At 70.5% G+C, this 13714-nt stretch carries 14 protein-coding genes; 7 read left to right on the top strand and 7 right to left on the bottom strand.

Going from position 1 to position 13714, the window contains the following annotated elements:
* Window positions 1–93 precede the first annotated feature (93 nt).
* Window positions 94–990 (bottom strand): RNA polymerase sigma-70 factor, encoded by an 897-nt coding sequence (locus ATK30_RS35015; RefSeq protein ID WP_101439055.1) that lies wholly within the window; start codon window positions 988–990, stop codon window positions 94–96.
* A 147-nt stretch (window positions 991–1137) separates the two neighbouring features.
* Here ATK30_RS35015 and ATK30_RS35020 point away from each other — a divergent pair, with 147 nt between their 5' ends.
* The 4 genes from ATK30_RS35020 to ATK30_RS35035 all read left to right on the top strand — a co-directional run bounded on the left by ATK30_RS35020 (window position 1138) and on the right by ATK30_RS35035 (window position 4149).
* A complete protein-coding gene (locus tag ATK30_RS35020; protein WP_101439056.1) occupies window positions 1138–1773 on the top strand; it encodes a class I SAM-dependent methyltransferase in 636 nt (211 codons plus the stop codon).
* 128 nt (window positions 1774–1901) lie between these two features.
* Window positions 1902–2417 carry a TetR/AcrR family transcriptional regulator gene (locus ATK30_RS35025; protein ID WP_158242547.1) on the top strand — a complete coding sequence of 172 codons (516 nt, stop codon included), beginning with the start codon at window positions 1902–1904 and terminating at the stop codon, window positions 2415–2417.
* 26 nt (window positions 2418–2443) lie between these two features.
* Window positions 2444–2974: a Chromate resistance protein ChrB gene (locus ATK30_RS35030; protein ID WP_101439058.1), complete on the top strand. Its 531-nt coding sequence runs from the start codon at window positions 2444–2446 to the stop codon at window positions 2972–2974.
* 35 nt (window positions 2975–3009) lie between these two features.
* Window positions 3010–4149 (top strand): MFS transporter, encoded by a 1140-nt coding sequence (locus tag ATK30_RS35035; RefSeq protein ID WP_101439059.1) that lies wholly within the window; start codon window positions 3010–3012, stop codon window positions 4147–4149.
* A gap of 9 nt (window positions 4150–4158) precedes the next feature.
* Here ATK30_RS35035 and ATK30_RS35040 read toward each other — a convergent pair whose 3' ends face one another.
* Together ATK30_RS35040 and ATK30_RS35045 are read right to left on the bottom strand one after the other, a co-directional pair.
* Window positions 4159–6222 carry a phosphocholine-specific phospholipase C gene (locus ATK30_RS35040; RefSeq protein ID WP_101439060.1) on the bottom strand — a complete coding sequence of 688 codons (2064 nt, stop codon included), beginning with the start codon at window positions 6220–6222 and terminating at the stop codon, window positions 4159–4161.
* Between the two features lie 136 nt (window positions 6223–6358).
* Entirely contained in the window at window positions 6359–7324 is a 966-nt protein-coding gene (locus tag ATK30_RS35045; RefSeq protein ID WP_101439061.1) for an Lrp/AsnC family transcriptional regulator, read from the bottom strand.
* A gap of 113 nt (window positions 7325–7437) precedes the next feature.
* On the opposite strand from ATK30_RS35045, the gene ATK30_RS35050 reads away from it, so the two are divergent.
* Together ATK30_RS35050 and ATK30_RS35055 are read left to right on the top strand one after the other, a co-directional pair.
* Complete coding sequence (locus tag ATK30_RS35050) at window positions 7438–8835, top strand: FAD-dependent monooxygenase (RefSeq protein WP_101439062.1); 1398 nt, start codon at window positions 7438–7440, stop codon at window positions 8833–8835.
* A 1-nt stretch (window position 8836) separates the two neighbouring features.
* Window positions 8837–9478, top strand: coding sequence for a class I SAM-dependent methyltransferase (locus tag ATK30_RS35055; protein ID WP_101439063.1), 642 nt, complete (start codon window positions 8837–8839; stop codon window positions 9476–9478).
* Between the two features lie 4 nt (window positions 9479–9482).
* Here the strand turns inward: ATK30_RS35055 and ATK30_RS35060 are convergent, their stop codons facing one another.
* From ATK30_RS35060 to ATK30_RS35070, 3 genes are all read right to left on the bottom strand, one after another.
* Window positions 9483–9887 (bottom strand): SRPBCC family protein, encoded by a 405-nt coding sequence (locus ATK30_RS35060; RefSeq protein ID WP_101439064.1) that lies wholly within the window; start codon window positions 9885–9887, stop codon window positions 9483–9485.
* Window positions 9884–10201, bottom strand: coding sequence for an ArsR/SmtB family transcription factor (locus tag ATK30_RS35065; RefSeq protein ID WP_101439065.1), 318 nt, complete (start codon window positions 10199–10201; stop codon window positions 9884–9886). Before ATK30_RS35065 ends, ATK30_RS35060 begins: the two co-directional genes overlap by 4 nt.
* Window positions 10202–10296: 95 nt before the next feature.
* On the bottom strand, window positions 10297–11379 hold the full coding sequence (locus ATK30_RS35070; protein ID WP_101439066.1) for an ROK family transcriptional regulator: 1083 nt from the start codon (window positions 11377–11379) through the stop codon (window positions 10297–10299).
* A 101-nt stretch (window positions 11380–11480) separates the two neighbouring features.
* On the opposite strand from ATK30_RS35070, the gene ATK30_RS35075 reads away from it, so the two are divergent.
* Complete coding sequence (locus tag ATK30_RS35075) at window positions 11481–12770, top strand: YbiU family protein (protein ID WP_101439067.1); 1290 nt, start codon at window positions 11481–11483, stop codon at window positions 12768–12770.
* On the opposite strand, the gene ATK30_RS35080 is transcribed toward ATK30_RS35075, so the two are convergent.
* Window positions 12760–13671, bottom strand: a complete 912-nt coding sequence (locus tag ATK30_RS35080) for a LysR family transcriptional regulator (protein WP_101439068.1) — start codon at window positions 13669–13671, stop codon at window positions 12760–12762. The genes ATK30_RS35075 and ATK30_RS35080 overlap by 11 nt on opposite strands.
* Window positions 13672–13714 lie beyond the last annotated feature (43 nt).

Below are 13714 nucleotides of genomic sequence, written 5' to 3' on the forward strand. Positions count from 1 at the left end.
CCGGCGGGCCGCCCCTGGCCGGACCAGGATGGCATGGGCCGACCGGGTGGCGCGCGCCAGAACCGGGGCTACGGTGCGTAGCGGCGGCCGGAGTCAGCGGCGGAGGGCGGTCTCCGTGTCCATATGCGACAGCTTCGCCGGATTCCGCACCGCGTACAGACCGGTGATCTTGCCCTCGTCGATGCGCAGCGTCAGCACGGTGTCCACCTCGCCGTCGAGCGTGAGCACCAGCGCCGGGTGGCCGTTGACCTGCATCGGGCGCAGCGGCGCGGGGAGCTGAGTGCTCCCGGCGGCCAGCAGCCGCGCGACCTTGTCGGCGCCGACGATCGGCCGCGGCACCGCCTGCTTCACGCCGCCGCCGTCGCCGAGGAAGACGACGTCCGGGGCGAGCAGGTCGAGCAGGCCCTGCAGGTCGCCGGTCTCGACGGCCTTCCGGAACGCGTCGAGCGCGCCGCGGGTTTCGGCGGGCGTGACGTCGCCGCGCGGACGGCGGGCGGACACGTGCGACCGCGCCCGGTGCCCGATCTGCCGCACCGCGGCCGGGGATTTGCCGACTGCTTCGGCGATTTCGTCGTACGGCACGTCGAAGACCTCGCGCAGCACGAACACCGCGCGCTCGGTCGGCCGCAGCGTTTCGAGCACCAGCAGCATCGCCATCGACACGCTGTCGGCCAGTTCGACGTCCTCGGCCACGTCCGGCGCGGTGAGCAGCGGCTCGGGCAGCCAGGTGCCGACGTAGGACTCCTTGCGCCTGCCGAGCGTGCGCAGCCGGGTCAGGGCTTGGCGGGTGGTGATCCGGACCAGGTAGGCACGGTGCTCGCGGATATCGTCGAGGTTGACGCCAGCCCATTTCAGCCAGGTTTCCTGCAGCACGTCCTCGGCGTCGGCGGCCGAGCCGAGCATCTCGTAGGCCACGGTGAACAGCAGGTTCCGGTGGGCGAGGAAGGTCTCGGTGGCGAGGTCCGGGCTCGCTTCGCCGGGCGCTGACATGGGTGGCTCCTTCGCGTTCGGGGTCGATCGCCCATAGGACGCCGGCCGCCGGGCGGTTGTGACAGCCCGTCGGCGCCGGATAGGTCGATTCCCCGCGGGGTGCGAGGGTAGCGGGCGGAGGACCTCGACGGAGAGGAGTTCGCGACGATGGCGGAGCGGGGAACGGACTGGCTGCGGCGGACGTGGGACGAGGCCGCGCCGCGGTACGACCGCGAGATCGCGTGGTTCGAGCGGGCACTGCTCGCGGACGGCCGCGAGTGGGTGTGCGGGCAGGCCGCGGGGGAGGTGCTGGAGGTCGCCGTCGGGACCGGCCGGAACCTGCCGTTGTATCCGCCGGAGGTGCGCTTGACCGGGATCGACCTCAGCCCGTCGATGCTGGACCTGGCCCGCCGCCGGGCCGCCGAGATCGGGCGCGAGGTGACGCTGACCGAGGCCGACGCGCAGTCCCTTCCGTTCCGGGACCGCACGTTCGACACGGTCGTCTGCACGCTGGGGCTGTGCGGCGTTCCGGACGAACGCGGCGCGATCGCGGAGATGCACCGGGTGCTGCGGCCGGATGGGCGGCTTCTGCTGCTGGACCACGTCGCCAGCGACCGCCGGATGGTGCTTGCCGCCCAGCGGCTGCTGGAGAAGCTGAGCGTGTGGCGGCTGGGGGATTACCTGACCCGCCGGCCGCTGCCGTTGCTCGCCGCGGCCGGGTTCGAGGTCGAGCGGGCGGAGCGGAGCAAGGCCGGGATCGTCGAGCGGCTGGTCGCACGGAAGGACGCCGCGGCGGGCAGCTAGTCCTGTACGATCGTATTGTACGTTCGTATAGGAGGGGGTCGGATGACCGGCGCAAGGGGGCACGTCGCGACGGGCGTGCTGGAGCTGCTCGCGGTCGCGTGGCGGGCGCGCACGGGGGCGTCTCGGCGGTGAAGCGTGCCGCCCATGTGCTCGATGCCGTGCTGAATGTGCTGGCAGAGCAGGGAATCGGTGCGCTCAGCGTGCGGACGGTCGCCGCTGCGGCGGGTGTTTCGCCGGCTCAGGTGCAGTATTACTACCGGACGAAGAACGACCTCGTGCGCGCCGGGTTCGAGTACGCGCGGGAGCAGTTCCTGGCCGAAATCCAAGCGGCGCAACCGAAATCGATCGCCGGTTTCGTCGAGCTGTGGCTGCCGCTGGACGAACCGCGGGCCCGGCGTGCCCGGGTGTGGCTCGCGTACGCGGCGGCGGCCGTGGTGGATCCCGTGCTGCGGAAGGAAAGCGCGAAGCTCGATCGCGAACTGCGCCAGTGGTATGTCGACGCCGGGCTGTCCGAGGAAGCGGCAGCGCAGGTGCTGGCGATGATCGACGGCGTGACGCTGCAGTGCCTCTCGCTGCCGTTGCCGGACCGTCGGGCACTGGTGGACCGGACGATCGGCCCGTTCCTGGCGACGCTACCTGGCTGAATGTAACACGTGCTACATTCAGCACTGTGGCAGAGGGTAAATGGCTGGTGCTGGTGGTGCGGGTGCCGTCCGGACCGTCGCGGCACCGCGTCGCCGTATGGCGTGAGCTGCGGCGCGTCGGTGCGTTGTCGCTCGGGCAGGGCGCCTGGGCGGTGCCGGACGTGCCCGGGTTCGCCGGCGGCGTCGCGCGGGTCGCCGAGCTGGCCGAACGCGGCGAGGGCGAGGTGATCACGCTCGACGCCGCGGAACGGGACGGTTCGCGGCTGGCGGAGCTGTTCACCGCCGAGCGGGAAGAGGAGTGGACGGAGTTCGTCGCCGACTGCGGGAAGTTCGACGCCGAGATCGACAAGGAAATCCGGATCGGCAAGTTCACGATGGCGGAGCTCGAAGAGGAAGAGCAGAGCCTCGAGCGGCTGCGGCGCTGGCATCGGGAGCTCAAGGCCCGGGACGTGTTCGGCGCGCCTTCGGCGGCGGAGGCCGAGCAGCGGCTGAAGCATTGCGGTGAACGGCTCGCGGACTACACCGAGCAGGTTTTCCAAGCCCTGCACCAGATGTGAGGGCGGCACAGTGCTGCGGATTTTGAGGGGTTCCCATGCGTTCTGCTGAGCTGCGTCCGCTGTACGCCGCCGGGTTCGTCACCGCGTTCGGCGCGCACAGCATCGCCGCCAGCCTCGGCGCGTACACGCACGGCGATTCCTTGCTGACCCTGGGACTGCTGCTCGCGGTGTACGACGGGGCCGAGGTCGTGCTCAAACCGGTGTTCGGGTCGCTGGCCGACCGGATCGGGCCGCGGCCGGTCCTGCTCGGCGGGCTGCTGGCGTTCGCGCTCGCGTCGGCGGCCTTTGTCGTCGCGGGAAATCCGGCCGCGGTCGGGCTGGCGCGGTTGGGCCAGGGGGCGGCCGCGGCGGCCTTCTCGCCCGCGGCCGGGGCGTTGGTGGCGCGGTTGTCGCCGGCGAAACGGCAGGGCCGGGCATTCGGCGGTTACGGTGCCTGGAAGAGCGTCGGGTACACGTTGGGCCCGTTGCTCGGCGGCGTGCTGATCATGCTGGGCGGATTTTCCTTGCTGCTCGGCACTCTTGCGGTGCTGGCCTTCGTCGTCGCCGGGTGGGCCGCGTTCGCGGTGTCCTCGCCGGAGCCGTTGCCGCGGCAGCGTCAGACCGTCCTCGACCTCGCCCGTCGGCTCGCCGAACCCGGGTTCCTGCGGCCGACCGCGGTGCTGGCCGGAACGACGGGTGCGCTCGCGGTCGGCATCGGATTCCTGCCGGTGACCGGCGCGGCGAGCGGGCTCAGCACGGTGGCGACCGGTGCGGTGGTGTCGGTGCTGGCGTTGTGTTCCGCGCTGGTGCAGCCGTGGGCCGGCCGGCTCCGGGACGCCGGGCGGATTCCCGACGGAGGGGGAATGGCCGGCGGGCTCCTGCTGACCGCGGCCGGGCTGGCGTTGGGCGCGCTCGTGCCCGGCGTCGCGGGGGTGGTGGCCGCGGCGGTGGCGATCGGTGTCGGGGTCGGGGTGGCGACGCCGATCGGGTTCGCGCATTTGGCTGGTTCCGCGCCCCAGGAACGGCTGGGACAGACGATGGGAGCCGCGGAGGTCGGCCGGGAGCTGGGGGACGCGGGCGGACCGCTGCTGGTCGGCGCGCTCGCGTCGGCGGCGACGCTGGGTGCGGGATTCGGCGGGCTGGCCGTGGTGCTGGTGATCGTCGGCCTGGCGGTGGCTGGCTTCCGGAAGCCGTGAAGGGACTGATCAGCTGGTAGCGATGGCCGGGTCGCTCGTGGAGGCTTGGCCAGTCTCCGCATGGCCCGCGAAGCGGCGGACGTATTGGCTGTCGTGATCCGCCTTCACCGTGATGTCGTACCAACCGTTGGCCACGCCCCACTTCGGCACTACCCGTGAAGTGCCCGGGGCGAGCGTGTATTTGTAAGCCTCCGAAGCCGCGTAAGCGTCGACGCCGGTGAAGGTGACCGTCCGGCTGCTGGGGTTCGTGAACGTCACCGTCACGTACCCGGCGTCGTGCCGGGCGGTGACTTCCGGGCCCAGGCCGCCAATCGTCCCGGCCTGTTCGCGGAGCCAGCCGTTCGGGCCGAAAACCGAGTACTGGTACCCGTCTCCCGCGCCGCTGGGCAGACGCCAGCTGTCGGTGACCGACTTGTGGCCTTCGACGGTGTAGGGCCACGGTCCGTCGGAACGCATCCGGGACGTCACGTGGAACCCGGCTCCGGCGTCGCCGAGGTTGGTGAAGGTGAAGTACATCCGGCCGTCCCGGGCCTCGGTGTCCGCGGCCAGGTCGTACGGCAGCGGGCGCGCTTTGCGCGTGCCGGGTTCCTGTTTCGGCAGCGAGCCGTTCGACGGGGGCACCGGATGGTAGGTCGGCGGAGTGCTGTGGTCGGCGGGCGGCTGGTAGCCGCTGGTGCCGGGTAGGGGCGGGACACCGCTGTCGGCTCCGGTGAAGTCGAAGGCCGACGTGAGGTCCCCGCAGACCGCGCGGCGCCACGGCGAAATGTTCGGGTTGTGCACGCCGAATCGCTTTTCCACGAACTGAATCAGCGACGTGTGGTCGAAAGTCTGCGAGCAGACCCAGCCGCCGGTGCTCCACGGCGAGACGGCCAGCAGCGGCACGCGCGGGCCGAGTCCGTAAGGCATTCCGGTGGTGTACGACGCGGCCGCGCCGCCTTCGTACCATTCCCCGGCGACGCTCGCCGTCGATTTGCCCCAGTTCGCGTCGCGCGGCGGATAAGGCGGCACGACGTGATCGAAGAACCCGTCGTTCTCGTCGTAAGTGATCAGCAGAACGGTTTTGCTCCACACCTCCGGATTCGACGTGAGCGCGTCGAGCACGCCCGAGACATACCAGGCGCCGTAATTGGCGGGCCACGCCGGATGTTCGCAGTACGCTTCCGGGGCGACGATCCAGGAAACCTGCGGCAGTCGGTTGGCTTTGACGTCCGCGGCGAGGTGGTCGAAGAAACCGTCGCCCGCGGTGGCGCGGGTGCCGGTGCGCGCGTTGTCGTAGAGCGGCGTGCCCTGGACCGATTTCTGGTACTGGGTCAGGTACAGCAGCGAATTGTCGCCGTAGTTGCCGATGTACGGGTCTTTGGTCCATCCCCAGCCGTGGTCCTTGTCGAGCCCCTCGCCGACATCCTGGTAGATCTTCCACGAAACCCCGGCCTTTTCGAGGATTTCCGGGAAACTGGTCCAGCCGTAGCCGGATTCTTCGTTGCCCAGCACCGGTCCGTTGCCGGAACCGTCGTTCCCGGTCCAGCCGGTGTACAGGTAATACCGGTTCGGGTCGGTCGAGGACAGCATCGAGCAGTGGTAACCGTCGCAAATGGTGAACGCGTCGGCGAGCGTGTAGTGGAACGGGATGTCCTTGCGCGTCAGATAGGCCATGGTGGTGCGGGTTTTCGCCGGGACCCACTTGTCCCACCGGCCGGTGCTCCACGCGGTGTGCGTGCCGTTCCAGTCGTGGTTGAGGTCCTCGATAAAAGTGAGGCCGAGGTTGTCCTCGGCCGGCCGGAACGGCAGCGTCTCGGCGCCGCTCGCGTCGGCCTGGTGCCACACCGATTTCCCGTTCGGCAGGGAGACCGGGCGCGGGTCGCCGAAGCCGCGGACTCCGTTGAGGGTCCCGAAATAGTGGTCAAACGACCGGTTTTCCTGCATCAGCACGACTACGTGCTCGACGTCCGCGAGGGTGCCGGTGCGCACGGCGGCCGGCACCGAGGCCGCGCGCGCGATGCTCGCGGGCAAGGCCGTGCCGGCGGCGGTGGCCGCGGCGAGGTGCATGAACCGGCGACGGCTGACCGATGACATCGAGGTCTCCTCGAAAAAGCGGGGACAGTTCGCGGACGCGTTCGGGAATTTCCCACCGGGAAAGGCCGAACGAATCATCGACGGACGGTCCGCGCGCTGTCAACCGCCGACCGGGAGGGCGCCCGTTCGTCCTGCGTCACAGCCGGTTCGCTGCCTGTTTCACCGTTTTGATCACCGGCGCGGTTTCCACGTGGGTGACCGCGGGAAGCGCGGCGACGCTGGTGGTGAGGTAGCGGTACAGCTCGTGCTGGCTGGCACACACCGCTGTCGCGTACAGGTTGGTCGGGCCGGTGGTCGCGGCGGCGTAGGCGACTTCCGGATGCGCGGCGAGCGCGGCACCCGTTTCTTCCAGCGCCGCCGGGGCGACCGAAAGCCACAGCAGGGTCCGGATTCCCCTGCCGTGCAACCGCCAGTCGAGGTCGAGGTCGAAATACAGCACGTCCCGTTCGCGCAGTTCCGCCATGCGGCGGCGGACCGTGGTGGGGGACCAGCCGGTCGCGGCGGCGAGTTGTTCGAACCCGGCACGGCCGTCGGCGGCGAGTGCGGCGAGGAGCTTGCGGTCGCCCTCGTCGAGGGTCGCTCGGCCCGGTCGGCGAGGAAGCGGCGGCGGGCGCAACTGGGTGACGGTGGCTTCATCCAGGACGCCGAGCTTGGCGACCAGGCTGTCGGAGCCGCCGTAGAACTCGTGCAGCACCGAATGCGCGGTGACACCTTCGACCCGTGGCGTGCGGGGGAGTTTGGCCAGCAGCAACGCTTCGCTGTCGGCCTCGTTTTCGATGCGGACTGTGCAGGTGATTTCCGTGCCGCCGGACGTCAGGCTCACCCACGCGGTGTCCGGCCGCCGCGCGAGTGCCTCGGCGACCGCGCCCGCGGCGGCAGGCGCGCACCGGATGCGCAGGAACCAGCGCACCGCACCGGAAGGGGTCTCGTTGACACCACCGATGACCCGTACCGCTCCGGCGGACCGAAGCCGGGCGTAGCGGCGCGCGACGGTGCGATCCGACACGCCGAGCGCCTCGGCAATCGCGCTGAACGAAGCCCGGGGGTCGATCTGCAGGGCGTGCACGAGCTGCCGGTCGAGATCGTCGTAGTCGAAATCCACCTTCTTGAGGGTACAGGTGTCGGAATCCGCCGCCCTTGAGTCGCTTTCTGGCTCGCGGACCGGTGCCGGGCAGAGGGTCAGTTCCGAACGCACCGACCCACGAGGGAGAGATCATGACTGCCGAGGTGCTCGTCGTCGGCGCCGGTCCGACGGGGATGACAATGGCGAACGAACTCCGGCTCGCCGGAGTGTCCTGCGTGCTGGCGGACCGGCTGTCGCGGGCCAGCGAACTGTCCAAGGCCGGCGGGCTGCAGTCCCGCACGCAGGAGGCGCTCGATCAGCGCGGGCTGCTCGAACCGTTGCTGGCCACCGGCGATTATCCGGTCAGCACCGCGCATTTCGCGGGCACGCTGCTGCCGCTGGTCCGCACGCGGCACCAGTTCCCGTGGCGCTCGCTGCCCCAGGTGATGCTCGAAGGTTTCCTGGAGAAACACCTTGCCGCCCAAGGCATCCGCATCCGCCGCAACCACGAACTGGTCGGACTGCGGCAGGACGCGGACGGCGTCACCGGAACCTTCGCCGACGGCACCGCGATCCGCGCTCAGTACCTGGTCGCCGCCGACGGCGGGCGGAGCACGGTCCGGAAACTGCTGGGCGCGGAGTTCTCCGGCCGTCCCGGGACGGCGACCACGGTGGCCGCCGACGTCCGGCTGAGCGCCGAGGTCCCGATGCACACGATCACGCCGGAGGGCTACCGCGCGCAGGTGTTCCCGCTCGGCGTCGACGCCGAAGGCCGGCCGCTGCGCCGTCTTGTGCTGGGCGGGCCCGGCTGGTCGCTGGAACGGGACGTCCCGGTCACCGAGGACGAGATCCGCACCGGGCTGAAGACGGTCTTCGGCGACCGGGTGGAACTGGTCGAACTCCGTTACGCGCGCCGGATCACGAACGCCGCGTTGCAAGCCGCGCAGTATCGCCACGGCCGGGTATTTCTCGCCGGCGACGCCGCGCACGTGCACCTTCCCCTTGGCGCGCAAGGCATGAACGCCGGAATCCAGGACGCGATGAACCTCGGCTGGAAGCTCGCCGCCGCGGTTCGCGGCACCGCGCCCGAGGGACTGCTGGACAGCTACCACGCGGAACGGCATCCGGTCGGTGCGGCGGTGCTGCGCAATGTCCAAGCGCAGTCGCTGCTTCTCGACGACGGCCCGGATTCGGCCGCGGCCCGGTCGTTGTTCGCGGAACTGGTTCAAGTGCCCGAAGTTCAGTACCTCCTGGACGACATGCTGTCCGGCATGGGTTTCCGCTACGCCATGCCCGGCAGCGAGGAGCATCCGCTGGTGGGACTACCCGCGCACGACCTCGGTCCGGAGCTGCGCGCCGGACGCGGTGTTCTCGTGGATCCCGGAAGGCGGTTCGGGGAGCTCGCGGCGCGGTGGGCGGATCGGGTGAACCGCGTCGAAACGGGCACCGAGGCGATGCTGGTCCGCCCGGACGGATATGTCGCGTGGGCAGGTGCCCCGGACGGTCTCGAACCAGCGATTCGCCAGTGGTTCGGCGCGCCGGTGGGCTAGCGTGGCCGTCGTGCAGACGTGGCTGACCGACACGCGGACCTCGTACGACACCGTCGCCGCCAGTTATGCCGACCGGTTGCGCGATTCGATCGCCGAAAGTCCTTCGCTGCGCATGACTTTGGGGTTGTTCGCCTCGCTAGTGCGCGGAGACGGTCCCGTGGCCGACGTCGGCTGCGGCACCGGGCATGTCACCGCGCACCTGAACGGCCTTGGCCTGGACGCGTTCGGCCTCGACCTCTCGCCCGGCATGATCGAGGTGGCCAGGCGCGACCACCCGGGGCTGCGGTTCGCGGTCGGCTCGATGACCGCGCTCCCGCTGCCCGACGCTTCGGTGGCCGGGCTGCTGTCGTGGTGGTCGCTGATCCACGTGCCGGACGCGGAGGTGCCGGCCGCGCTGGCGCAGTTCCACCGCGTGCTGCGGCCGGGAGCACCGGTCGCGATCGGCTTTCACGTCGGCGACGTGGCCCGGTTGAAGACGCAGGGTTACGGCGGTCATCCGATGCGGGTGCACGTCTATCGACGTCGTCCCGCGCAGGTGTCGGAATCGTTGCGCGAAGCCGGGTTCACCGTCGAAGCGGAGTGGGTGGAGGAGCTGGACAGCGAGGTGCCGCAAGCGGTCGTCTACGCTCGCCGTCCAGCCTGACGGGTCAGCCGAGGTCCAGTTTCGCCAGCCGCGGCAGCACGCCGTCGCGCCAGCCCGGGCCCATCCGCTCGCACGCGTTCGCCTGCCGTTTGTCGTCGAGGTCGAAGCCGGAGTGGTTCAGCAGGAGCCGGGTGCCCTGGCCCTCGGCGACGAGCGTCCAGGTGAGGGTCCAGTCGCCGTTGAAGGTGTAGACGAACTTCGACGGCGGCACGGATTCGAGGACGCGGCAAGGGATCGAGCCGAACCCGGGCATCTCCAGATGGAATTCGTGGCCGACGTCCGGGCCGATGTCGCCGGGAGCCCACCACTTCGCGTGCAGTTCGGGGTCGGTGAGCGCCCGCCAGACTTTGTCCGGCGGGGCGGCGATGAACTGGTCGACCGAGATACTGCCGGTCCGGGCGTAGGTCACGGGGTTTCCTCCTCGTTTTCCAGCAGGTCGGCCATGCTGCGCAGACGGCCGCGCCAGAACCGTTCGAACGGGTGCAGCCATGCGCCGACCTGCTCCAGCGGGTCGCTTTCCAGGTGGTAAAAGCGTTGTCGCCCCACGGGTTCGTCGCGGACCAGCGCGGCGTCCCGCAGCACCTTGAGATGCTCGGCGACCGCCGGACGGCTCAGCTCGAACCGCGCCGCGAGGTCGCCCGCCGTGCGCGGGCCGTCCGCCAGGATCTCCAGCAGCCGCCGCCGGACGGGACTGGCGAGAGCGAGGAAGACGTCGTCGGGCATGACGCTACGTTACGTCGGAAGTTTCCGACATGTCAACCGGGGCGCACCTCGTGCGCGGCAGTCCCGGTTCTAACCGGGATCAACGCTCACGAGGCTCAAGGGCTGAGGACGGCACTCCGCAGCGCACGCACGGCCTCGTCGCGCGCACCGGCCAGCGCGGGGGAGTCCGTGGCGTGCGGGGCGCGAAGGGGGACGTTGCGCGGCAGCTGCGCGAAACGGTCCGACACCGCGTCGAGCACGTCGGGTCCCCAGGGGCCGCCCAGCACGATGAGTTCCGGGTCGGACACGGTCACCAACGCCAGGAGCACTCCGCAGATCGCTTCGGCGAGGGCGTCGAGGAGGTCGTCGGATTTGATCGCGGTCCGCAGGGCCTCGACGTCGATCGTGGTCGAATCCGGTTGCCGCACACCGAGATCCGCGAAGACGTCGATGAAGGCGATCGCCTGGCCACCGGGGCCGCGCGTGAGGACGTGCGCGATTTCCCCGGCGAAACCGGCGTGCCCGCGCCGCACTTCGCCGTCGGCGACGACAGCGCAGCCGAGTCCTTCGCCGAGGAAGAGGTAGGCGAAATCGTCGGCGGCCTGCTCGGTGCGGGCGGCCCAGTTGACGTCGTTGTCCACGGTGACCGGTCCCGCGACGAGCGGCGCGAGGACGTCGGCGGGGGAGAGTTCCCCCAGCAGGAACGGGGAATCGGGCAGGTGGACCAGTTTCCCGGTGGCGCGGTCGACCGGATCGGCGGCGCTGACGACCGCGAGCCGAAGCGGCCCCGCGTCGGCGGCGACCTGCGCGGCGGCCTTGCGCAACGCCTGGGAGACCTTCCGCGGACGCACCGGACGGCCCAGGTCTTCGACGTGCCGGGCGAGGACCTCGCCGAAAACGTCGACGGCTTCGGCGACCGCGCCGTCGTGGCCGATGCTCACGACCAGGGCCGTGCCGAGATCGTCGGCCAGCGCGTAATAGGTGCCGACGCGGCCGCGTCCGGTGGTGCGTTCGCCGGTGTCGCGCAGCAGGCCGGCCTCGGCGAGCCGGGCGACGCTGTCGCCGACCGCGGGCTTGGAAATGCCGGTGCGAGCGGCGATTTGCGCGCGCGTGAGCTGCCGTTCGGCAAGCAGCGCCCGCAGCACGTGCTCGTCGGTCAGCGACCGGAGCAGGTCGAGGGAGGGCTTGGCCGGGGTCACCGGCGCGAGTGTAGCCGATTTAGTCAGGAGTGTTGCCTGAATCGGCGCCGGCGCCTTACGGTCGGTTCAGTAAGGAGCCCTTCCTGAATGGAGCGAGCGCCATGCAGCTGCCCCCGTTGCCGCACTGGGAGACCGCGCCGGACGATCTCCCGGCCGCGATCCGCGAGACCAAAGCCGCGCTGCGGGCGCGGATCGAGGCGTCCGGCCGCACCGTGGAAGAGGTCTTCGCGGTGGTCGAGGCTCGCGTCGCCGCCGCGGTCGAGGAGATCGAGACGGCGAAAGCACGCGGCGAGGAGATCTGGCCGGTGCTGGACTACGCCGACATCGAGGCGGGCAGAGTGTCCGAAAAGGACTTGGCTCGGCTCCGGAAGCGCGGTTGCCTGGTCGTGCGCGGCCATTTTCCGCGCGAGCAGGCGCTGGCGTGGGACAAGGGGATCGTCGACTACGTCGAGGGCAACCGGTTCTTCGAAAACTACCGAGGCCCCGGCGACGATTTCTTCGGCACCGTCGGCTCGCGTCCGGAGATTTACCCGATCTACTGGTCTCCAGCGCAAATGGAGGCGCGGCAAAGCGATCGGATGGCCCGGGTGCAGGCGTTCCTCAACGCACAGTGGAAATCCGAATCCGGCGGCGTCCGGTGGTTCGACCCCGGCCGGGATTCCCTGTACCCGGACCGCATCCGCCGCCGTCCGCCGGGCGCGGACTCCGGGGGCCTCGGCACCCATCTCGACCCCGGGACGCTGGATCTCTGGATGACCGAGGCGTACCAGCGGGCGTTCCGGCACCTCTTCGACGGCACCGTCGAGTCCTATGATCCGTGGGACGCCGCGCATCGCACGGCCGGGCCGCAGTTCGAGGGTTCGACAATGTGCTCGGTGTTCCGCACTTTCCAAGGCTGGACCGCGCTCTCCGACATGGACCACGACCAGGGCGTGCTGCACACCGTGCCGATTCCGGAGGCGATGGGCTGCTTGATGCTGCGCCCGCTGCTGTCCGACGTGCCCGAGGACGACATGTGCGGCGTCACGGTGAATCAGGTGTTCCCGGCCAGCGAAAAATGGCATTCCTTGCTGCTGCGTGCTTCCAGCGGGATTCCGGACGTGCGGGCCGGCGATTCCGTTTGGTGGCACTGCGATCTGATCCACAGTGTCGCGCCGGTGAAGAACCAGCGGGGCTGGGGCAACGTCATGTACATCCCGGCCGCGCCGTGGTGCCCGCGGAACGAGGCGTACGCCGGGGCGGTGCGGGAAGCGTTCGAGTCCGGTTCCAGTCCCTCGGACTTCCCGCCCGAGCATTACGAGCGGTCCTGGCCGGACAGGTTCGCTCCCGCGCAGCTGAACGCGATCGGACGGCGCGGGCTAGGCATCGGAGGACAGCGGTTCAGTCCATGATCGCCGCGCTGCGCGGGGCCGACGCGCCGGTGGCGAGGGTGATGTCCACAAACGCCTGAGTGGCCGCGGTCATCGGTCCGGACCGGTAGACCAGCCACTGCGGGAGCTTCTCCGGCGGCGAGAACCGGAGGACCCGCGCACCGGCTCGGCGGGCCAGCTCCGCCCAGCCGTCCGGCATCAGGCTCGCGCCGATCCCGCGCAGCACCATCGGCAGCACGACGCTCCGGTCGCCGACCTCGGCCGCGATCGACAGGTCCGGCACGGTCGCCGCGAGCCGGTCGAAAAACCCGCGCACCGCGGTCGCCGAGCTGGTGACGACGAACTGCATGCCGCCGAGTTCAGCCCGCTCCACCGCCCCGTCCGAGCCGATCTCCGTGCCCGGCGGGGCGACCAGCAGCACTTCCTCGTCGCGCAGGTGCCGCGCGACCAGACCCGGCCCGACCGGGGGTTCCGCGCTCCCGCACACCCCGGCCTCGCACCGCCCCTGCACCACCATCGCGACCACCTCGGCCGCGGACAACGCCGCCGACGTGCTCACCAGAACGCCGGGATACCGCGTGCGCATCTCGGCGATGATGCTGATCACCGGCTCCAGCGCGGACGACGACGTGGCCGCGACGTCGATGCGCCCGGCCGGGCCGTCGCCCGCCATCCGCGCGGCGGCGCGCAGGGCGTCGAGGTCGCGCAGCACCAGCCGGGCGCGCTCGGCCAGCAGCTCGCCGGCGTTCGACAGCACCGCGTTGCGCCCGACCCGGTGGAACAGCTCGACGCCGAGGTCCTGTTCCAGCTTCGCGATCGCCCGCGACAACGACGGCTGCGCCACCCGCAAAGCCCGAGCCGCGTGCGTGAATCCGCCGTGCTCGGCGATCGCGACGAAGTACTCCAGCTGGCGGCGTTCCATAGCGGTACGCTATCGGATTGGTGCGTCAGATGTCTTTGACGTA

The organism is Amycolatopsis echigonensis (assembly GCF_002846615.1).
Taxonomy (GTDB): Bacteria; Actinomycetota; Actinomycetes; order Mycobacteriales; family Pseudonocardiaceae; genus Amycolatopsis; species Amycolatopsis echigonensis.